The sequence below is a fragment of the Pseudomonas sp. Je.1.5.c genome, assembly GCF_051129895.1.
Taxonomy (GTDB): Bacteria; Pseudomonadota; Gammaproteobacteria; order Pseudomonadales; family Pseudomonadaceae; genus Aquipseudomonas; species Aquipseudomonas urmiensis.
In genome coordinates this window covers 1-19,716 of sequence record NZ_JBCPSP010000045.1, presented here as the reverse complement: position 1 = coordinate 19,716, position 19,716 = coordinate 1, and the positions used below count along the sequence as shown (strand labels likewise).

At 61.1% G+C, this 19,716-nt stretch carries 18 protein-coding genes; 9 read left to right on the top strand and 9 right to left on the bottom strand.

The window, feature by feature from the left end; translation table 11 throughout:
* Positions 1–5: 5 nt before the first annotated feature.
* Positions 6–836: a methyl-accepting chemotaxis protein gene (locus AAZU54_RS23460; RefSeq protein ID WP_392467953.1), complete on the top strand. Its 831-nt coding sequence runs from the start codon at positions 6–8 to the stop codon at positions 834–836.
* A gap of 129 nt (positions 837–965) precedes the next feature.
* On the opposite strand, the gene AAZU54_RS23455 is transcribed toward AAZU54_RS23460, so the two are convergent.
* From AAZU54_RS23455 to AAZU54_RS23445, 3 genes are all read right to left on the bottom strand, one after another.
* Positions 966–1,562, bottom strand: coding sequence for a DUF924 family protein (locus tag AAZU54_RS23455; protein WP_264235630.1), 597 nt, complete (start codon positions 1,560–1,562; stop codon positions 966–968).
* 3 nt (positions 1,563–1,565) lie between these two features.
* On the bottom strand, positions 1,566–2,576 hold the full coding sequence (locus AAZU54_RS23450; protein ID WP_186557622.1) for a class 1 fructose-bisphosphatase: 1,011 nt from the start codon (positions 2,574–2,576) through the stop codon (positions 1,566–1,568).
* Between the two features lie 286 nt (positions 2,577–2,862).
* Complete coding sequence (locus AAZU54_RS23445) at positions 2,863–5,313, bottom strand: glycogen/starch/alpha-glucan phosphorylase (protein WP_312151349.1); 2,451 nt, start codon at positions 5,311–5,313, stop codon at positions 2,863–2,865.
* 186 nt (positions 5,314–5,499) lie between these two features.
* Between AAZU54_RS23445 and AAZU54_RS23440 the strand changes: the two genes are divergently transcribed.
* Positions 5,500–5,904 carry a YkgJ family cysteine cluster protein gene (locus AAZU54_RS23440; protein ID WP_186557620.1) on the top strand — a complete coding sequence of 135 codons (405 nt, stop codon included), beginning with the start codon at positions 5,500–5,502 and terminating at the stop codon, positions 5,902–5,904.
* A gap of 142 nt (positions 5,905–6,046) precedes the next feature.
* On the opposite strand, the gene typA is transcribed toward AAZU54_RS23440, so the two are convergent.
* Together typA and thiI are read right to left on the bottom strand one after the other, a co-directional pair.
* Positions 6,047–7,867: a translational GTPase TypA gene (typA, locus tag AAZU54_RS23435; protein ID WP_312151350.1), complete on the bottom strand. Its 1,821-nt coding sequence runs from the start codon at positions 7,865–7,867 to the stop codon at positions 6,047–6,049.
* A gap of 128 nt (positions 7,868–7,995) precedes the next feature.
* On the bottom strand, positions 7,996–9,450 hold the full coding sequence (thiI, locus tag AAZU54_RS23430) for a tRNA uracil 4-sulfurtransferase ThiI (protein WP_312151352.1): 1,455 nt from the start codon (positions 9,448–9,450) through the stop codon (positions 7,996–7,998).
* A 478-nt stretch (positions 9,451–9,928) separates the two neighbouring features.
* Here thiI and glnA point away from each other — a divergent pair, with 478 nt between their 5' ends.
* From glnA to AAZU54_RS23405, 5 genes are all read left to right on the top strand, one after another.
* Complete coding sequence (gene glnA, locus AAZU54_RS23425) at positions 9,929–11,335, top strand: glutamate--ammonia ligase (RefSeq protein ID WP_186557617.1); 1,407 nt, start codon at positions 9,929–9,931, stop codon at positions 11,333–11,335.
* 155 nt (positions 11,336–11,490) lie between these two features.
* On the top strand, positions 11,491–12,024 hold the full coding sequence (locus AAZU54_RS23420; protein WP_434727737.1) for a chorismate mutase: 534 nt from the start codon (positions 11,491–11,493) through the stop codon (positions 12,022–12,024).
* Positions 12,025–12,286: 262 nt separating this feature from the next.
* Positions 12,287–13,372, top strand: coding sequence for a nitrogen regulation protein NR(II) (glnL, locus tag AAZU54_RS23415; protein WP_186557615.1), 1,086 nt, complete (start codon positions 12,287–12,289; stop codon positions 13,370–13,372).
* A complete protein-coding gene (gene ntrC, locus AAZU54_RS23410) occupies positions 13,369–14,805 on the top strand; it encodes a nitrogen regulation protein NR(I) (protein ID WP_186557614.1) in 1,437 nt (478 codons plus the stop codon). The genes glnL and ntrC overlap by 4 nt, the downstream gene beginning before the upstream one ends.
* Before the next feature lie 160 nt (positions 14,806–14,965).
* Complete coding sequence (locus AAZU54_RS23405; protein WP_186557613.1) at positions 14,966–15,421, top strand: REP-associated tyrosine transposase; 456 nt, start codon at positions 14,966–14,968, stop codon at positions 15,419–15,421.
* A gap of 369 nt (positions 15,422–15,790) precedes the next feature.
* Here AAZU54_RS23405 and AAZU54_RS23400 read toward each other — a convergent pair whose 3' ends face one another.
* A complete protein-coding gene (locus tag AAZU54_RS23400; protein ID WP_186557612.1) occupies positions 15,791–16,228 on the bottom strand; it encodes a hypothetical protein in 438 nt (145 codons plus the stop codon).
* On the opposite strand from AAZU54_RS23400, the gene trmL reads away from it, so the two are divergent.
* Entirely contained in the window at positions 16,227–16,682 is a 456-nt protein-coding gene (trmL, locus tag AAZU54_RS23395) for a tRNA (uridine(34)/cytosine(34)/5-carboxymethylaminomethyluridine(34)-2'-O)-methyltransferase TrmL (RefSeq protein ID WP_186557611.1), read from the top strand. The genes AAZU54_RS23400 and trmL overlap by 2 nt on opposite strands.
* A 53-nt stretch (positions 16,683–16,735) precedes the next feature.
* On the opposite strand, the gene secB is transcribed toward trmL, so the two are convergent.
* Genes secB through AAZU54_RS23380 form a run of 3 tightly spaced genes read right to left on the bottom strand, consistent with a single transcriptional unit; the run spans position 16,736 to position 17,930 of the window.
* Complete coding sequence (gene secB, locus AAZU54_RS23390) at positions 16,736–17,221, bottom strand: protein-export chaperone SecB (protein ID WP_186557610.1); 486 nt, start codon at positions 17,219–17,221, stop codon at positions 16,736–16,738.
* 39 nt (positions 17,222–17,260) lie between these two features.
* On the bottom strand, positions 17,261–17,515 hold the full coding sequence (grxC, locus tag AAZU54_RS23385) for a glutaredoxin 3 (protein WP_186557609.1): 255 nt from the start codon (positions 17,513–17,515) through the stop codon (positions 17,261–17,263).
* Position 17,516: 1 nt separating this feature from the next.
* On the bottom strand, positions 17,517–17,930 hold the full coding sequence (locus AAZU54_RS23380; RefSeq protein WP_186557608.1) for a rhodanese-like domain-containing protein: 414 nt from the start codon (positions 17,928–17,930) through the stop codon (positions 17,517–17,519).
* A 205-nt stretch (positions 17,931–18,135) separates the two neighbouring features.
* Between AAZU54_RS23380 and gpmI the strand changes: the two genes are divergently transcribed.
* Complete coding sequence (gpmI, locus tag AAZU54_RS23375; RefSeq protein WP_186557607.1) at positions 18,136–19,668, top strand: 2,3-bisphosphoglycerate-independent phosphoglycerate mutase; 1,533 nt, start codon at positions 18,136–18,138, stop codon at positions 19,666–19,668.
* The last annotated feature ends 48 nt before the right edge of the window (positions 19,669–19,716 follow it).

Sequence of the window (19,716 nt, the reverse complement as noted above, 5' to 3'; positions counted from 1 at the left end):
GGGAAGTGTCCTCGGCCACGGGCCAGGTCAATGCGGTGGCGAGCCAGGTGATTACGGCCTCCAACGCCTCGATCCACAATGCCGACCAGCAGTCGAGTCGCACCAGCAGCGTTGCCGCAGCGATCAACCAGCTTGGTGCCGCCGCCCAGGAAATCGCCCAGAACGCCGCGCTCGCCTCGCAGCACTCAAGCGATGCGCGCAACCTGGCCGAGGATGGCCAGCAGGTGGTCGGCCAGACCATCGAGGTGATGAACCAGCTCTCGGCGCGGATCAGCGATTCGTGCGGCAACATCCAGACGCTCAACTCGCACACTGCCAACATCGGTCAGATTCTCGATGTGATCAGCGGTATTTCCCAGCAGACCAACCTGCTGGCACTCAATGCCGCCATCGAAGCCGCCCGTGCCGGCGAGGCTGGGCGTGGGTTTGCCGTGGTCGCCGACGAAGTACGCAACCTCGCGCATCGCACGCAAGAGTCGGCGCAGCAGGTGCAGAGCCTGATCGAAGAGCTGCAGGCGGGCGCCCAGGTGGCGGTCAGTACCATGAACCAGAGCCAGCAACAGAGCGAGCACAGCGTGGGCATCGCCAACCAGGCCGGTGAGCGCCTGGGCAGCGTGACCCAGCGCATTGGCGAGATCGACGGCATGAACCAGTCGGTGGCGACTGCCACTGAAGAGCAGACAGCCGTGGTCGAGTCGATCAATGTCGACATCACCGAGATCAATACGCTGAATCAGGAAGGGGTGCAGAACCTGCAGAGCACCTTGCGCGCCTGCAATGACCTGGAGCACCAGGTGGACCGCTTGAAGCAGTTGGTGGGCAGTTTCAGGATCTGATCCGGCAACTGCTGGTATCAGCTGGATCGTGCGTGGGAGCGGGCTTGCCCTGCGATGGCGAGGGTGAATTCACCACTACTATCGCGGGACAAGCCCGCTCCCACGTTCGATCCAAACGATGGTGCGCCCTTAGAACCTGGAGCCAGGTTCGAGGAGAAAATCCATCTCTTCACTGGTACTAGGGCGCCCCAGCATCAGGTTGCGATGCGGGAAGCGCCCGAACCGGGCAATCACCCGCTGATGCTGTTCGGCATAATCCAGAAAACCTTCGAACAACCGGCGGTTAGCCTCCGGTTGCTCTTCGAGCAGCGTCTGGTAACGCTCGACGCTCAGGTTCTGCCAATCGAGCACCTCGGCATGCTCCAGCACCAGCAGCACGAACACGCGCTGGATCGGCAGCAGCTGGTAATCCCAGCCTTTCTGCAAGCCCTGCATCGCCACCACTTGGGCGCGGCGGTCGCCTTCGAAAGCCAGCGGCGTGTCGCGATGGATCATGCGCGGCAGCTGGTCGAGCAGCAGGATCAGCCCCAGCCAGCCCTGCGGGCTCTGCTGCCACTCATCCAGGCCACCGGCCAAGGCTTGCTCGCATAGATCGCCGAAGCGCTCGCGCGCTTCGTCGTCATGGTGCTTGCCAAACCACAGCGTACTCTTCTCGTCAGCCACGGCCTGGGCACTGGTGCCCCAACCGAACCACCATTCCAACAACGGCTGCCAAGGTGCGAGCATGACTTACTCCTTGTGGTAGGCGGTGACGCGCTCCACCTCTTCCTTCGAGCCAAGGATTACCGACACGCGCTGGTGCAGGCTTTCTGGCTTGATGTCGAGGATACGCTCGTAACCGTTGGTGGAGGCGCCGCCGGCCTGCTCGATGATGAACGACATCGGGTTGGCTTCGTACATCAGGCGCAGCTTGCCCGGCTTGCTCGGCTCGCGGGCATCGCGCGGGTACATGAACAGGCCGCCACGGGTGAGGATGCGGTGCACGTCGGCCACCATCGAGGCGATCCAACGCATGTTGTAGTTCTTCTTCAGCGGGCCGGTCTCACCTGCCAGCAGCTCGCCGACGTAACGCTGCACCGGGGCTTCCCAGTGGCGTTGGTTGGACATGTTGATGGCGAACTCGGCGGTGCTGGTCGGCACCTGGATGTTTTCGTGAGTCAGGACGAAGCTGCCCAGCTCGCGGTCCAGGGTGAAGCCCTTGACGCCATTACCCAGGGTCAGGATCAGCATGGTCTGCGGACCATAGATCGCGTAACCGGCGGCGACCTGCTCGGTGCCAGGCTGGAGGAAGGCGTTCTCGTTGAGGGTTTCGTTCTGGCTCAGGTATTCGTTGGGGCAGCGCAGCACCGAGAAGATGGTGCCGACCGAGACGTTGACGTCGATGTTCGACGAACCGTCCAGTGGGTCGAAGACCAGCAGGTAGGCGCCTTTGGGGTATTTACCGGGGATCTGGTAGGCATTGTCCATTTCTTCGGACGCCATGCCGGCCAGGTGACCGCCCCATTCGTTGGCTTCGAGCAGGATCTCGTTGGAGATCACGTCGAGCTTCTTCTGCACTTCGCCCTGCACGTTTTCGGTGCCCATGCTGCCCAGTACGCCGCCCAGGGCGCCTTTGGACACGTTGTGGCTGATCTCCTTGCACGCACGCGCCACCACCTCGATCAGGAAGCGCAGATCGGCAGGGGTATTGTTGCTGCGGGTCTGCTCAATCAGATAGCGACTCAGGGTAACGCGGGACATGTATGGCTCCGAAAAGGATAGGGGGAGAAAAACCCCCGCAGTTTACAGGGAGAGTGACGGCCTAGCGAGTAAAGAGACGCGCCTGGCGGATCAGACGGTAGATTGGGGGTTGAGTTCATTGACTGCAGGGCCGATGGTCGGTGGGGGCCTCATCGCGGGGGCAAGCCCGCTCCCACGCAGCCATGAGCGACGCATGACAGCCACAGCCGCTGCGTAGCAGCGGCTGCGTGGGAGCGGCTGATAGTAGCTGCTGCGTGGGAGCGGGCTTGCCCCGCGATAGCATGGCTCAATCCAACGCCTTCCAGATTTCCGTCGCATACTCGCGAATGGTCCGATCCGACGAGAACCAGCCCATCCGCGCAGTATTGAGCACCGCCATGCGCCACCATTCCTGCGGCTTGTGCCAAAGCTCCTCGACCCGGCGCTGGGCATCCCAGTAGGCATCGAAGTCGGCACAGACCAGGAAGCGGTCATGGGCGATCAGCGAATCGATCAAGTGCACATAGCGCGACGGATCATCCGGCGAGAACACCCCACTGCGAATCGCCTGCAAGACATCCCCCAGACGATGGGAAGCGGCAATCGCCGCATTGGCACCGAAATCCCCTGCCCGCTTGCGCGCCTCGACCTGCTGAGCGGTCAGGCCGAAGATGAACATGTTTTCCTCGCCGACCTGCTCACACATCTCGACGTTGGCACCATCCAGAGTGCCGATGGTCAGCGCGCCGTTGAGGCCGAATTTCATGTTGCTGGTACCGGACGCTTCATAGCCGGCGGTGGAGATCTGCTCGGAAAGGTCCGCCGCCGGAATGATGCTCTCGGCCAGGCTGACGTTGTAGTTGGGCAGGAACACCACCTTGAGCAAGCCGCGCACGGTCGGGTCGTTGTTGACCACCCGGGCGATGTCGTTGGCCAGCTTGATGATCAACTTGGCCTGGTGATAACTGGCCGCCGCCTTGCCGGCGAAGATCTTCACCCGCGGCACCCAGTCGGTGCCAGGCTCAGAGCGCATCGCCTGATACAGCGCCACGGTGTGCAGCAGGTTGAGCAACTGGCGCTTGTATTCGTGGATGCGCTTGACCTGAACGTCGAACAACGCCTCCGGATTGACCGTCACCCCCAGGCGATCCTGAATGATGCTGGCCAGCGCGCGCTTGCTATGCAGGCGCTGGGCGGCGAACTGCTTGCGAAACGCCGGCTTGTCGGCGAATGGGGCAAGGTTGGTCAGGCGTGTTTCCGAATCGTCCAGCACCTCTGCCCCCAGCGACTCGATGAGCATGCTGGTCAACTGAGGGTTGGCTTGGTACAGCCAACGACGGAAGGTGATGCCGTTGGTCTTGTTATTGATCCGCTGCGGGTACAGCTTGTGCAATTCGGCGAACACCGTGCTCTTCATCAGCTTGCTGTGCAGTGCCGACACGCCATTGACGCTGTGCGAGCCGAGGAAGGCCAGGTTGCCCATGCGCACCCGTCGGCCGTTGTCTTCTTCGATCAGCGATACCGCGCGCAGCACGTCGAAGTCGTGCAGGCCTTTGGCCCGCAACGCGTCGATATGGTAGGCGTTGATCAAATAGATGATCTGCATGTGCCGCGGCAGCATGCGCTCCATCAGGGCGACCGGCCAGGTTTCCAGCGCTTCCGGCAGCAGGGTGTGGTTGGTGTAGGCCAACGTGCCGACTGTGACTTCCCAGGCTTTTTCCCACGGAATTTCATGCTGGTCGACCAGTAGCCGCATCAGCTCGGCCACAGCGATCGAGGGGTGGGTGTCGTTGAGCTGGATCGCCGCAGCGTCTGGCAGGTTGAGCAGGGTATCGTGCATGTTCAGGTGCCGGCGCAGCAAATCCTGCAGCGAGGCGGAAACGAAGAAGTACTCCTGGCGCAGGCGCAACTCCTGCCCAGCTTCAGTGCTATCGGCCGGGTACAGCACCCGCGAGATACTTTCGGCCCGCGCCACTTCCGCCACCGCCCCTAAATGGTCGCCGGCATTGAAGCGTTCCAGATGCAGCTCTTCCAGCGCCCGCGCACGCCACAGGCGCAGGGTATTGACGCTGGCACCCCGCCAGCCGACCACCGGCGTGTCGTAGGCCACCGCCCGCACCGTCTCGCCCGGCCACCAGACCTGGCGCTGCTGGCCGGCGCTGTCTTGCACGGTTTCAACGCTGCCGCCAAAGCTGATCGGGTAGATCACCTCGGCGCGCTCGAACTCCCAGGGGTTGCCGAAATCCAGCCAGTTTTCGGTCTGCTCCTGCTGCCAGCCATCGACCACCGCCTGGCGGAACAGGCCGTGCTCGTAGCGGATGCCATAGCCATGCGCGGCAATGCCGAGGGTCGACATGCTTTCCATGAAGCAAGCCGCCAAGCGGCCCAGGCCGCCATTACCCAGCGCCGCGTCGGGTTCGAGCAGACGGATTCGCTCAAGGTCGACATCCAGCCCATCGAGGGCTTCCCGGGCAATATCCAGCAGCCCGAGATTGCTCAGGCTGTCGAACAGCAAACGGCCAATCAGGAACTCCAGGGAGAGGTAATAGACGCGCTTCTGGCTGCGTCGATAGGCCTGTCGGGTGTGATCCATCCAGTGGTCGACCATATGGTCGCGCGCGGCCAGGGCGATGGCCTCGAACCAGTCATGATCGAAGGCGTGCTCCGGGTCCTTGCCGACCGCGTAGGTCAGCTTGGCCAATACAGCGGCACGAAATTCGGCCACCTCGGCGTCACGTGCTTTAGGTTCCTGGGACATGCGGCATCCTCGGGCAAGTTGACGAAAGCGGAGGGAGATTGTTGAGACTAGACCCTTCGACAGGGAGTGACAGTTCCCGTTCGCAGTTTTCATGCCCATAACGGCAATCGGGCAAAAGGTTGTTCACAAATTGAACAACTCCGGTATGATCGCGCGCCCCAAGACCGTGATCTGCCCCCCATAACTATGAAACCGACCCTGATTGCCGCGGCCGAAGTCGACCGCCTGGAAACCTGGCAGCGCTATGCCAGCCATATGTGCGGGGGCTGCCATTCGACCTGCTGCACCCTGCCTGTTGAAGTGAAGATCAAAGACCTGATCCGTATTGGCGTGGTGGATGAGTTCGAAAAGGACGAGCCGCCCAAGAACGTCGCCAAACGCCTGCAGAAGGAAGGCATCATCGAACGCTTCAACCAGAAGTCGGGGATCTTCACCCTGACCCGGATGAGCAACGATGACTGCATGTATCTGGATCGTAAAAGCCGCCTGTGCACCATTTATGACAAGCGCCCGGATACCTGCCGCAACCATCCCAAGGTCGGGCCGCGGCCGGGATACTGCGCTTACAAGCCCAAAGCCGTTGCGCGCTAATAGCAGGACTGTCTGTTAGCACGCCGAGCTTACTGCGTGAGAGCGGGCTTGCCCCGCGATTAGCCCTCTGACTGACACCCCGCACAAACAAAAACGCCCCCGGCCTTTCGACCGGGGGCGTTTTCATTCAGCCTGAGCTAACTCAGTTCTTGGCTTTCTTGGCAGCGCGGGTACGCTCGCCTTCGTCCAGGATCTTCTTGCGCAGACGGATCGACTTCGGCGTGACTTCGCACAGCTCGTCGTCCTGGATGAATTCCAGGGCCTGTTCGAGGGTGTGGCGAACTGGCGGAACCAGGGCGATGACTTCGTCCTTGCCCGAAGCGCGCATGTTGTCGAGCTTCTTGCCTTTGGTCGGGTTCACGCCCAGGTCATTGTCACGGCTGTTCAGGCCGATGATCTGACCGTTGTAGATCTCTTGGCCGTGTTCAACGAACAGCTTGCCACGAGCCTGCAGGGTTTCCAGCGAGTAGGTCAGAGCCTTGCCAGTCTCGACCGACACCAGAACGCCGTTCAGGCGGCCGGACATCTGGCCCGACTTCATGGTGTCGTAGCGATCGAAGATCGAGGTCAGGATGCCTGCACCGTTGGTCAGGGTCAGGAACTGGTTACGGAAACCGATCAGTCCACGAGCTGGAATGTTGTACTCCAGGCGAACACGGCCTTTGCCATCCGGAACCATGTTGGTCAGGTCGCCTTTACGCAGACCCATCTCTTCCATGACCTTGCCCTGGGATTCTTCAGGGATGTCGATGGTGACGTTCTCGAACGGCTCCTGCTTGACGCCGTCGACTTCGCGGATGATCACTTCAGGACGGCCTACGGCCATCTCGAAACCTTCACGACGCATGGTTTCGATCAACACCGACAGGTGCAGTTCGCCACGGCCCGATACCTTGAACTTGTCAGGGGAATCGGTTTCCTGAACGCGCAGAGCAACGTTGTACAGCAGCTCTTTGTCCAGACGGTCCTTGATGTTACGGCTGGTGACGAACTTGCCTTCCTTGCCGCAGAACGGCGAGTCGTTGACCTGGAAGGTCATCGAAACGGTCGGCTCGTCAACGGTCAGCGGCTTCATCGCTTCTACCGCGTCAGGAGCGCACAGGGTGTCGGAGATGAACAGCTCATCGAAACCGCTGATGCAGACGATGTCGCCCGCTTGGGCTTCTTCGACGTCGATGCGGTGCAGACCGTGGTGGCCCATCAGCTTGAGGATACGGCCGTTACGCTTCTTGCCGTTGGTGTCGATGGCGACAACCGGGGTGTTCGGCTTGACGCGACCACGGGCGATACGGCCAACGCCGATAACACCGAGGAAGCTGTTGTAGTCCAGTGCGGAGATCTGCATCTGGAACGGACCTTCACGGTCGACAGACGGCGCTGGTACGTTGTCGATGATCGACTGGTACAGCGGGGTCATGTCTTCGGCCATGTCGGTGTGGTCCAGACCGGCGATGCCGTTCAGGGCCGAGGCGTAGACGACTTTGAAGTCCAGCTGTTCGTCGGTAGCACCGAGGTTGTCGAACAGGTCGAAGATCTGGTCCAGAACCCAGTCAGGACGCGCGCCCGGACGGTCGACCTTGTTGATCACGACGATTGGCTTCAGGCCTGCTTCGAAAGCCTTTTTGGTCACAAAGCGGGTTTGCGGCATCGGGCCGTCTTGGGCGTCGACCAGCAGCAGCACCGAGTCAACCATCGACATTACACGCTCAACCTCGCCACCGAAGTCGGCGTGGCCGGGGGTGTCGACGATGTTGATGTGGTAGCCGTTCCAGTTGATGGCGGTGTTTTTCGCCAGAATGGTAATGCCGCGCTCTTTTTCCTGGTCGTTGGAGTCCATCACGCGCTCGTCGTTGAGCTCGTTACGCTCCAGAGTGCCGGACTGGCGCAGGAGTTTGTCGACCAGGGTGGTTTTACCATGGTCAACGTGGGCGATGATGGCGATGTTACGCAGATTTTCGATCACAAATGTATCTCGATCAGAGGATTCGGTTTGCTGCCCAGTCTAGGCAGCCAATATGAAGGTAAAAGGCTCAGCGGGCCCATTGGTCGGGAGGGCGATGGCGGATGCTGCCGCCATACAGCCCTGGCGTCTTATGCCGGACGATAAACACGCACATTGGCATGTCCCTCACTGAGCAGGTGATGCGCATGCAGGCGGCTCATGACGCCCTTGTCGCAATAAAGAAGGTACTGACGATTGCCATCGAGGTGCTTGAAGCGACTGTTGATGGCATAGAAAGGCATGACCTGGACCTCGACGCCGTCGATCACCAGGGGTTCGTCTTCCTGGGCATCGGGGTGGCGAATGTCGATGACGATCTGGCCAGGCAGGGCTTCGCCCACTTCCTCGACCTGAATGTCCTGGCCCAGCTCGTCGATAACGTGGTCGATCGAGATGAAACGGGCACGCTCCAAGGCGCGCTCGAGTACCTGCATGTCGAACTGGTTTTCTTCGTGCACGACCCGGTGCGGTTTGGCACAGGTGGTCGGGTTCACCGAGATCACGCCGCAGTATTCTGGCATGTGCTTGGCGAACTCGGCGGTACCGATCTGATAAGCGGTGTCGATGATGTCCTGCTTGTGGCTGGCCAACAGCGGGCGCAGTACCAACTTGTCGGTGGCTTGGTCGATCACTGCCAGGTTTGGCAGGGTCTGGCTGGACACCTGGGAGATCGCCTCGCCGGTGACCAGGGCGTCGATTTCCAGACGGTCGGCGATTTTCGCCGAGGCGCGCAACATCATGCGCTTGAGGGTGACGCCCATGTAGCTGTTGTCGACCTTGCCGAGAATCTCGCCGACCACTTCTTCGAACGGCACGCTGATGAACAGCACGCGCTGGCTGCTGCCGTATTTCTTCCACAGGTAGTGGGCAACTTCCATCACCCCCAGCTCGTGGGCACGGCCGCCGAGGTTGAAGAAGCAGAAGTGGGTCATCAGGCCGCGGCGCATCATCTGGTAGGCGGCCACCGTGGAGTCGAAGCCACCGGACATCAACACCAACGTCTGCTCCAGGGCGCCCAGCGGATAGCCGCCGATGCCCTGGTGCTGGTTGTGGATCACGTACAGGCGCTGGTCGCGGATCTCGATGCGCACCATCACTTCTGGGGTCTTCAGGTCGATCCCGGAGGCGCCGCACTGCTGGCGCAGTTGGCTGCCGACGTAGCGATCGACGTCCATCGAAGTGAAGTCATGGTGGCCGCCGCGCTTGCAGCGTACGGCGAAGCGTTTACCGGCCAGCAGATGACCGAAGTGCTGCTTGCACTTCTCGACGATATCGTCGAAGTCGCCCAGCGGGTATTCCTCCACTTGCAGGAAGTGGGTGATCCCCGGCATGCAGGACAGGCGCTCGATCATCTCGCGCTGGACTTTTTCGTCTTCGACGCGGGTGACCACTTCGAGGTTGTCCCAGACACCATCGACCTTCAGCTCAGGGTCCAGATCCTTGAGCACATTGCGAATGTTCTTCGCGAGCTGACGGATGAAGCGCTTGCGCACCGGCCGGCTCTTGATGGTGATTTCTGGGAAGACTTTGACGATAAGTTTCATGGGTAAACAGCGCGCCCAGGGCCTGCCGAAAATGAGGGGCGCGAATTATAGCGGAAATTGCTCAGGATTTGACCAACTTTTGTACAGAAGGTTTGACTTTCTCTGCCAAGCCCTGTTTTACAGGCCTGCAGCTATCGCGGGGCAAGCCCGCTCCTATGTAGCCTGCACGTTCTCCTGTATAGGCTGCGTGGGAGCGGGCTTGCCCCGCGATAGAGCCCGGACAATGAGCGATAGCTGAGTTACGCACCATTACGGTGCGCAACCTTTCAAAAACGCCTCTTATCAGTGCGTCGCAGCCCGCCCATCCCTGAATAAATGCCCCTAAACGCCTGCTTTTGTCCCGCCCTCGCCATTTTTGGGCACTGGCATGCAATTTGCTCCCTTGTGAGGCAGGTAAGCTTGGCCGACTATGCGCGCCCGGCGACACCCTTTTTCCAGGGCAGCGGCCCACCGCGCTCTAGACCATCCGGAGGACAACATGTCGAAGTCGGTTCAGCTCATCAAAGATCATGACGTCAAGTGGATTGATCTGCGTTTCACGGACACCAAAGGCAAGCAGCAACACGTCACCATGCCAGCTCGCGATGCGCTGGATGATGAGTTCTTCGAAGCTGGCAAGATGTTCGATGGCTCCTCCATCGAAGGTTGGAAAGGCATCGAAGCCTCCGACATGATCCTGCTGCCGGATGACAGCACCGCCGTGCTGGACCCGTTCACCGAAGAGCCGACCCTGATCCTGGTCTGCGACGTGATCGAGCCGTCCACCATGCAAGGCTACGACCGCGACCCACGCGCTATCGCTCGTCGCGCCGAAGAGTACCTGAAGACCACCGGTATCGGTGACACCGTCTTCGTCGGTCCAGAGCCTGAGTTCTTCATCTTCGACGACGTCAAGTTCAAGTCCGACATCTCCGGTTCGATGTTCAAGATCTTCTCCGAGCAAGGCTCGTGGATGACCGACCAGGACGTCGAAGGCGGCAACAAAGGCCACCGTCCAGGCGTCAAAGGCGGCTACTTCCCGCTGCCGCCGGTCGACCACGACCACGAAATCCGCACCGCAATGTGCAACGCCCTGGAAGAAATGGGCCAGGTCGTCGAAGTTCACCACCACGAAGTGGCAACTGCCGGCCAGAACGAAATCGGCGTCAAGTTCAACACCCTGGTAGCCAAGGCTGACGAAGTTCAGACACTGAAGTACTGCGTGCACAACGTTGCCGACGCCTACGGCCGCACCGCGACCTTCATGCCTAAGCCACTGTACGGTGACAACGGCTCGGGCATGCACGTGCACATGTCGATCGCCAAAGAAGGCAAGAACACCTTCGCTGGTGAAGGCTATGCCGGCCTGTCGGAAACCGCCCTGTACTTCATCGGCGGCATCATCAAGCACGGTAAAGCCCTGAACGGCTTCACCAACCCGGCTACCAACTCCTACAAGCGTCTGGTACCAGGCTTCGAAGCTCCGGTCATGCTGGCCTACTCGGCCCGTAACCGTTCGGCTTCGATCCGTATCCCTTACGTTTCCAGCCCGAAAGCCCGCCGCATCGAAGCGCGCTTCCCGGACCCAGCTGCCAACCCATACCTGTGCTTCGCCGCACTGCTGATGGCTGGCCTGGACGGCATCCAGAACAAGATCCACCCAGGCGATGCCGCCGACAAGAACCTGTACGACCTGCCGCCTGAAGAGGCCAAGGAAATCCCACAGGTTTGCGGTAGCCTGAAAGAAGCCCTGGAAGAGCTGGACAAGGGCCGTGCGTTCCTGACCAAGGGCGGCGTGTTCTCCGACGACTTCATCGATGCCTACATCGAACTGAAGTCGGAAGAAGAAATCCGCGTTCGCACCTTCGTCCACCCGCTGGAATACGATCTGTACTACAGCGTCTGATGCAAGCGGCGCCTGGCGCCGCAATCATCACCAAGAAACGGCCTCCTTCGCGAGGCCGTTTCTGTTTTCAGGGGCACATTTTTCGGAAGTGTCTGACTGCCGCTATTTCAGACTGACTGCACACTTCGAGGCTCCACTGCCACAGGAGACTCATCATGCGCCTTGCCTCATTTGCGCTGTGCTGCGCACTCGCCCTCACTGGCTGCAGTGCCGAGCCAGTCGATCCCGCCCTGTCCCGATTACTCGACAACATCGAACGCCGGCTGGCGATCGCCGAAGCCGTGGCCCTGCACAAGTGGGACCGCCAGCAACCGGTCCAGGCCACTGCCCGCGAGCAATCGGTGCTCGACGCCGTGCGCCGCTCAGCCCCCGCCCATCAACTCAACGCCGAACACGCCGAGGCGTTCTTCGCCGACCAGATGGAAGCCAACAAGCTGCTGCAATACGCCTTGTTGTCGCAATGGCGACTGGATGGCGAAGCCCCTGACCTGCCGCGCCAAGACCTGCAAAGCAAGATTCGCCCGCGCCTGGATGTCCTGCAGGATGATCTGCTGCGCAACCTGGCGCGGTTCCGCCAGAGCCGCTCTGCCCTTTGCCCGGAACAAGTCGCCGTGGCACTGCGACAGCGCGAGGGCGACTTCCTGCATTACCTGGCGATGATCCGCGCCACTGGCCAGCTGTGTGAATGAGCCGAGCGTCGCTATGCTCTATATTGGTGCATACAAAGTCTAAGTGCCCCGTGGTGCAGCCCAATTTGGGTCACGTGAAACGATAAACCACGATTTAAATCCCCCGAATGGCGCGGCCGCAGGTGTTTCTCGGGAAATTGCGCTTCTTTTCGGAGCCTTGGTTTGTTTCTTGCATTTTCAAGCCATCACGCGGATCACCAGCGCGCCCGCCCTTGGCCCAGCCAACGGCGGCCCATGTGCCAAAAGAGGTCAACGACGCCCCATGACCATCAGCGATGCACAGCACCGTCTGCTTCTGGACAACCTGACCACCGCCACGCTGCTGCTCAATGCCGAGCTGCGCCTGGAGTACATGAACCCGGCTGCGGAAATGCTCCTGGCCGTCAGTGGCCAGCGCAGCCATGGCCAGTTCATCAGCGAGCTGTTCACCGAGTCGACTGAAGCGCTCAACTCGCTGCGTCAGGCGGTGGAACAAGCCCACCCGTTTACCAAGCGCGAAGCCCAACTGACCTCGTTGACCGGCCAGAGTATCACCGTCGACTACGCCGTCACGCCGATCCTGCATCAGGGTCAAACCCTGCTGCTGCTTGAAGTACACCCGCGCGACCGACTGCTGCGCATCACAAAAGAAGAAGCCCAGCTGTCCAAGCAGGAAACCACCAAGATGCTGGTGCGCGGCCTGGCCCACGAGATCAAGAACCCGCTAGGCGGTATTCGCGGCGCGGCACAACTGCTCGCGCGCGAACTGCCCGAGGATGGCCTGCGCGACTACACCAACGTGATCATCGAAGAGGCCGACCGCCTGCGCAACCTGGTCGACCGTATGCTCGGCTCGAACAAACTGCCGTCGCTTGCGATGACCAACGTGCATGAAGTGCTGGAGCGGGTGTGCAGCCTGGTCGAGGCCGAGAGCCAGGGCGGCATCACTTTGGTGCGCGATTACGACCCAAGCCTGCCGGACGTGCTGATCGACCGCGAACAGATGATCCAGGCCGTCCTCAATATCGTGCGTAACGCCATGCAGGCGATCAGCGGCCAGAACGAGCTGCGCCTGGGTCGTATCACCCTGCGCAGCCGTGCAGTGCGCCAGTTCACCATCGGCCACATCCGTCATCGCCTGGTGGCTCGGGTCGAAATCACCGACAACGGCCCCGGCATCCCGGCAGAACTGCAAGACACCCTCTTCTATCCCATGGTCAGCGGACGCCCGGACGGCACCGGGCTCGGCCTGGCCATCACCCAGAACATCATCAGCCAGCACCAGGGCCTGATCGAATGTGAAAGCCACGCCGGCCACACCACCTTCTCGATCTTCCTGCCCCTGGAACAAGGAGCCACAGCCCAATGAGCCGCAGTGAAACCGTCTGGATCGTCGACGATGATCGCTCCATCCGCTGGGTCCTGGAAAAAGCCCTGCAACAAGAAGGCATGACCACCCAGAGCTTCGATAGCGCCGACGGCGTCATGGGCCGCCTGGCCCGGCAGCAGCCGGACGTGATCATCTCCGACATCCGCATGCCTGGTGCCAGTGGCCTGGACCTGTTGGCGCAGATCCGCGAACAGCATCCGCGCCTGCCGGTGATCATCATGACCGCCCATTCGGACCTGGACAGCGCCGTTGCCTCGTACCAAGGCGGCGCGTTCGAGTACCTGCCCAAGCCATTCGACGTGGACGAAGCGGTATCGCTGGTCAAGCGCGCCAATCAGCATGCCCAGGAGCAGCAAGGCCTGGACGTACCGGCAACCCTGACCCGCACCCCGGAGATCATCGGTGAAGCGCCGGCGATGCAGGAGGTGTTCCGCGCCATTGGCCGGCTCAGCCACTCCAACATCACCGTGCTGATCAACGGCGAGTCGGGCACCGGTAAAGAGCTGGTGGCCCACGCCCTGCACCGCCACAGCCCGCGCGCGGCGTCGCCGTTCATCGCCTTGAACATGGCGGCGATCCCCAAGGACTTGATGGAGTCCGAGCTGTTCGGCCACGAGAAGGGCGCCTTCACCGGCGCGGCCAACCTGCGCCGTGGCCGCTTCGAACAGGCCGACGGTGGCACCCTGTTCCTCGACGAGATCGGCGACATGCCCGCCGACACCCAGACCCGCCTGTTGCGGGTGCTGGCTGACGGCGAGTTCTACCGGGTTGGTGGCCATGTGCCGGTCAAGGTCGACGTGCGCATCATTGCTGCGACCCACCAGAATCTGGAAACCCTGGTGCAGGCCGGCAAGTTCCGGGAAGACTTGTTCCATCGCCTGAACGTCATCCGCATCCATATCCCGCGCCTGGCGGATCGCCGCGAAGATATTCCGACCTTGGCGCGACACTTCCTCGGGCGTGCGGCCCAGGAGTTGGCGGTCGAGCCCAAACTGCTCAAGCCGGAGACCGAAGAGTTCATTCGCAACCTGCCGTGGCCAGGCAACGTGCGCCAGTTGGAGAACACCTGCCGCTGGATCACCGTAATGGCCTCCAGCCGCGAAGTGCTGATCGGCGACCTGCCGCCCGAGCTACTCAACCTGCCGCAGGATGCCGCGCCGGTGACCAACTGGGAGCAGGCGCTGCGTCAGTGGGCCGACCAGGCGCTGGCCCGGGGTCAGTCGAACCTGCTCGATAGCGCAGTGCCCAGTTTTGAACGGATCATGATCGAGACGGCGCTCAAGCATACGGCGGGGCGTCGGCGTGATGCTGCGGTGTTGCTGGGTTGGGGGCGCAATACCCTGACGCGCAAGATCAAGGAACTGGGGATGAAGGTCGATGGCGGGGATGATGATGAAGGCGATGAGCATTGATCTACGCTAGCCATTGACCGGCATCGCGCGCAGCCCCTCCTCACGTGGGAGCGGGCTTGCTCCGCGATAGCATTGTTGCAGACACATCCTGCTCCAATCATGCCTGGCAACGGTTCACATTGCGGCCTACCGTGAGAGTTCATCATTCAAGGAGACCGACATGGATCGTCCCGCCTCCAACCACCTGCGCCGAGGCCGCTTTTCAGAGCCCGGCCGTATCTACCTGCTGACCAGCACAACGAAGGACCGGCGGCCCATATTCGCCGATTTCGGTGCTGCCCGCTGCCTCCCCCCGCTCCTCCACCAAGCCGAAATTGAAAACGCCCTTCGCTCTCTTGCCTGGGTAATCATGCCCGATCACTTCCACTGGCTGATCGAACTGCGCGACAGCACGCTGTGTAGCTTGATGCGGCGATTCAAATCCAGAAGCCGTTGCTCGCTATACAAACAAGGCAAGGTAGAGGGACGGTTATGGCAGTCTGGCTACCATGACCAGGCACTGAGGCGCGATGAGGATGTGCGCGACTTTGCGCGCTATATCGTGTGCAATCCGCTGCGGGCAGGCCTGGCAGAGCGCCTTGGCGATTACCCTCATTGGGACGCTGTTTGGCTGTGAGGATGTGATCGCGGGGCAAGCCCGCTCCCACGTTAATGCTCGATGTTACGGGCTGAACCGCCCCACCATGCCCCGCAATTGCTGCTGCAACTGCCCCAACTCGCCTTGCTTCCGGTGCTGTAAGGCCAACATGACTTTGCGTGGGAGCGTTTGCGTGGGAGGCCTTAACTTTGTCTGGGATCGATCTGTCTGCATGCACCGTTGCTGTGCTTCATGCACCTCGCAAAGGCACAAATCCCCTCAAACACTGGCCGAACTGTCTTGAAACGCAATGTTTCCGGGCTTTCCGAAACTGGCACGACACCTGCAATAAGTACTGTATCTCCAGTTTCGGGGACCTCGGTACAGGCAGGCCGGGAATCCCCTCTTTTATTCGTGCAGCCTCACCTGCACTCGCCAGCGTCCCGCGTCCTCTGCACCGACCCAGTCGCCCTGCAGAGGGCGCGCGGCGACCACCGTCAGCAGCAAGCCTTCCTCGCTCTTCTGCACCCGCCAACCCACTGGCTTACCCTGCAACGTCAGCTGCCCACGTTGGGATTTGCCCTGCGCTTCGAAGACCACTGCAACCGTGCCTTCGACATTCTCGCCATGCAGCTTGGGCTCTTCGTTAAACCACAGGTCCAGGCCGCCCTGCACCACTTCTATCTGCTCCAGCACGCGCTCTTCAGGGGTGGTCAAGCGGCCGATCATCAGCCCGACCATCACCCCGACGATGGCCAGGGAAAACATCACGCGCGGGAAGGCTTTCGAACGCAGGTCGGGTTCGGGGGTAGAATGCCCGTCATCTTCATGCTTGGAGCCGTGCATGTTTCACGTCATCCTTTTTCAACCAGAAATTCCGCCGAATACCGGCAATATCATCCGCCTATGTGCCAACAGCGGCTGCGCCCTGCACCTGATCGAGCCGATCGGCTTCGAGCTGGACGACAAGCGCTTGCGCCGGGCCGGACTGGATTACCATGAGTATGCCACGCTCAAGCGCCACCAGAGCCTGGCCGGATGCCTGGAAAGCCTCGGCCAGCCGCGCCTGTTCGCCTTCACCACCAAGGGCTCGCATCCGTTTCACGAGGTCGCCTACCAGCCAGGCGATGCATTCTTGTTTGGGCCTGAAAGTCGCGGGTTGCCCGCCGAAGTGCTGGACAATTTGCCGGCTGAGCAGAAGCTGCGCCTGCCGATGCGGCCGGGCTGTCGCAGCTTGAACCTGTCCAATACCGTTGCAGTGACGGTCTACGAGGCGTGGCGTCAGCAAGGGTTTGCCTGACGGCCATGAAAAAAGCGCCCCAAGGGGCGCTTTTTGTTTCTCGCAAGCAGTACTTACTGCAGCGACGGTGCTTCGCCAGCGGCCTGCATGCGCTCCATCTCTTGCGCGTACAGGGCGTCGAAGTTGACCGGCGACAGCATCAGGGCCGGGAACGAACCACGGGTCACCAGGCTGTCCAGGGTTTCGCGCGCGTACGGGAACAGGATGTTCGGGCAGAACGCACCCAGGGTGTGGCTCATCGATGGCGCGTCGAGGTTCTTGATCAGGAAGATACCCGCCTGCTGAACTTCGGCAATGAACGCCACTTCGTCACCGTTCTTGACGGTTACCGACAGGGTCAGTACGACTTCGTGGAAGTCACCTTCCAGGGCTTTCTGACGGGTGTTCAGGTCCAGCGAAACAGCCGGTTCCCACTGCTGACGGAAGATCTGCGGGCTCTTTGGCGCTTCGAACGACAGGTCGCGCACATAGATGCGCTGCATGGAAAATTGTGGGGCGTTTTCGTCGGCGGCGGCGCCGTTATTTTGTTGGTCAGTCATGGCAGATCCTTTTCCTAATGGGGTTCTAAGCGGTGTGAATCAGGCCGCGAGAAGGCTGTCGAGCTTGCCCGCCCGCTCCAGGGCATAGAGGTCATCGCAACCACCGACATGGGTACTGCCGATCCAGATCTGCGGCACCGAGGTACGGCCGGCCTTCTGGCTCATTTCGGCGCGAACCTGTGGTTTGCCGTCGACCTTGATTTCCTCGAACGCCACGCCCTTGCTCTCGAGCAGGTACTTGGCGCGCATGCAGTAGGGGCAGTAGTCGCTGGAGTAAACGATGACGGGCTTCATATCACTTCACCAGGGGCAGGTTATCGGCTTTCCAGCTGGAAATGCCACCGCTGAGCTTGGCGGCGGTGTAACCAGCCTTGAGCAGTTCACGGCAATGGGTACCAGACTGCTGGCCCATGCTATCGACCACGATCAGGGTCTTGTCTTTGTGTTTTTCAAGCTCTGCCATGCGAGTGGCGAGCTTGTCTTGCGGGATGTTCAGCGCACCGACGATGTGCCCTGCCGAATATTCCTTGCTCGGGCGGATGTCGATCACCAGACCCTTGTCGGCATTGACCAGGGCGGTCAATTGGCCGTTGCTCAGGCTCTGCCCGCCGCGACGAATTTCATTGACCAGCAGCAGGATCAGCAGAACGAAGAAGATCGCCACCAGAATGAAGTGGTTTGTGGCAAAAGTGATCAGGTTAGCAACCATCAGGTGTGTTCCACGCGATTGAAAATGGCGGCCAGTATACACAGCCCCAAAGGCCCACCAAAGCCCGTAGGCCAGGCAGGCGAACAGCTTTCATTGCAGCTGGTCGGGACGATGGTCGGGTAGCACGATGAATTTTCGCCCCAGATGGCGTATTTGCCCTAAAATGCGTGTCTTTATCATCTTCTAGCAACCGTGAGTGGGATTGATGACGAGCACGCCTAAACCCCTGGTCCTGATCATCCTGGATGGTTTCGGTCACAGCGAAAGCCCCGAGTACAACGCCATCTTTGCAGCCAACACCCCGGTCTACGATCGCCTGCGGGCTACCCAGCCCAACGGCTTGATCTCCGGTTCTGGCATGGATGTCGGCTTGCCCGACGGCCAGATGGGCAACTCTGAGGTCGGTCACATGAACCTCGGTGCCGGGCGCGTGGTGTACCAGGACTTCACCCGGGTGACCAAGGCCATCCGTGACGGCGAGTTCTTCCACAACCCCGTGCTGACCGGTGCCGTGGACAAGGCCGCCAGCGCCGGCAAGGCCGTGCACATCCTCGGCCTGCTCTCCGACGGCGGCGTACACAGCCATCAGGACCACCTGGTCGCCATGGCCGAACTGGCCGCACAACGTGGCGCCGAGAAAATCTACCTGCACGCCTTCCTCGATGGTCGCGACACCCCGCCCCGCAGCGCCCAGTCGTCGATCGAACTGCTCGACGCGACCTTCGCCAAGTTGGGTAAAGGCCGCATCGCCAGCCTGATCGGCCGCTACTTCGCAATGGACCGTGACAACCGCTGGGACCGCGTCAGCGCCGCCTACAACCTGATCGTCGACTCGGTGGCCGATTACACTGCCGATACCGCCGTGGCAGGCCTTGAAGCCGCCTACGCACGCGACGAAAGCGATGAGTTCGTCAAAGCCACGCGCATTGGCGAAGCGGTCAAGGTCGAAGATGGCGATGCGGTGATCTTCATGAACTTCCGCGCCGACCGTGCCCGCGAGCTGTCGCGCGTGTTCGTCGAGCCGGACTTCAACGAATTCCCGCGTGCCCGCCTGCCCAAGCTTGCCGCCTACATCGGCCTGACCCAGTACTCGGCCAAGATCGCTGCCCCTGCGGCCTTTGCCCCAGCCAGCCTGGACAACGTACTGGGCGAGTACCTGGCGAAAAACGGCAAGACCCAGCTGCGTATCGCCGAGACCGAGAAGTATGCCCACGTGACGTTCTTCTTCTCGGGCGGGCGTGAAGAGCCGTTCGAAGGCGAAGAGCGCATCCTGATCCCGTCGCCGAAGGTCGCCACTTACGACCTGCAGCCTGAAATGAACGCCCCTGAAGTGACCGACCGCATCGTCGAAGCCATCGAGCAGCAGCGCTTCGATGTCATCGTGGTCAACTACGCCAACGGCGACATGGTCGGCCATACCGGCGTGTTCGAGGCGGCGGTCAAGGCTGTCGAGGCGCTGGACACCTGCGTTGGGCGCATCGTCGAGGCACTGGACAAGGTTGGCGGCGAAGCGCTGATTACCGCCGACCACGGCAACGTTGAACAAATGGAAGACGAGTGCACCGGCCAGGCGCACACCGCTCATACCACCGAGCCGGTGCCGTTCATCTATGTGGGCAAGCGCAAGCTCAAGGTCCGCGAAGGCGGCGTGCTGGCGGACGTGGCGCCGACCATGCTGCAACTGCTGGGCCTGGAAAAGCCAGCAGAGATGACCGGAACCTCGATCCTGGTTGACTAATTCACGTGGGAGCGGGCTTGCCCCGCGATAGCGCCGACAGGTTCACCC

What these genes read in the sequence shown, in the direction of transcription:
- AAZU54_RS23455 (WP_264235630.1), bottom strand. Translation starts at nt 1,562, where the DNA reads ATGCTCGCACCTTGGCAGCCGTTGTTGGAATGGTGGTTCGGTTGGGGC.
- AAZU54_RS23450 (WP_186557622.1), bottom strand. Translation starts at nt 2,576, where the DNA reads ATGTCCCGCGTTACCCTGAGTCGCTATCTGATTGAGCAGACCCGCAGC.
- AAZU54_RS23445 (WP_312151349.1), bottom strand. Translation starts at nt 5,313, where the DNA reads ATGTCCCAGGAACCTAAAGCACGTGACGCCGAGGTGGCCGAATTTCGT.
- AAZU54_RS23440 (WP_186557620.1), top strand. Translation starts at nt 5,500, where the DNA reads ATGAAACCGACCCTGATTGCCGCGGCCGAAGTCGACCGCCTGGAAACC.
- thiI (WP_312151352.1), bottom strand. Translation starts at nt 9,450, where the DNA reads ATGAAACTTATCGTCAAAGTCTTCCCAGAAATCACCATCAAGAGCCGG.
- glnA (WP_186557617.1), top strand. Translation starts at nt 9,929, where the DNA reads ATGTCGAAGTCGGTTCAGCTCATCAAAGATCATGACGTCAAGTGGATT.
- AAZU54_RS23420 (WP_434727737.1), top strand. Translation starts at nt 11,491, where the DNA reads ATGCGCCTTGCCTCATTTGCGCTGTGCTGCGCACTCGCCCTCACTGGC.
- glnL (WP_186557615.1), top strand. Translation starts at nt 12,287, where the DNA reads ATGACCATCAGCGATGCACAGCACCGTCTGCTTCTGGACAACCTGACC.
- ntrC (WP_186557614.1), top strand. Translation starts at nt 13,369, where the DNA reads ATGAGCCGCAGTGAAACCGTCTGGATCGTCGACGATGATCGCTCCATC.
- AAZU54_RS23405 (WP_186557613.1), top strand. Translation starts at nt 14,966, where the DNA reads ATGGATCGTCCCGCCTCCAACCACCTGCGCCGAGGCCGCTTTTCAGAG.
- trmL (WP_186557611.1), top strand. Translation starts at nt 16,227, where the DNA reads ATGTTTCACGTCATCCTTTTTCAACCAGAAATTCCGCCGAATACCGGC.
- AAZU54_RS23400 (WP_186557612.1), bottom strand. Translation starts at nt 16,228, where the DNA reads ATGCACGGCTCCAAGCATGAAGATGACGGGCATTCTACCCCCGAACCC.
- secB (WP_186557610.1), bottom strand. Translation starts at nt 17,221, where the DNA reads ATGACTGACCAACAAAATAACGGCGCCGCCGCCGACGAAAACGCCCCA.
- grxC (WP_186557609.1), bottom strand. Translation starts at nt 17,515, where the DNA reads ATGAAGCCCGTCATCGTTTACTCCAGCGACTACTGCCCCTACTGCATG.
- AAZU54_RS23380 (WP_186557608.1), bottom strand. Translation starts at nt 17,930, where the DNA reads ATGGTTGCTAACCTGATCACTTTTGCCACAAACCACTTCATTCTGGTG.
- gpmI (WP_186557607.1), top strand. Translation starts at nt 18,136, where the DNA reads ATGACGAGCACGCCTAAACCCCTGGTCCTGATCATCCTGGATGGTTTC.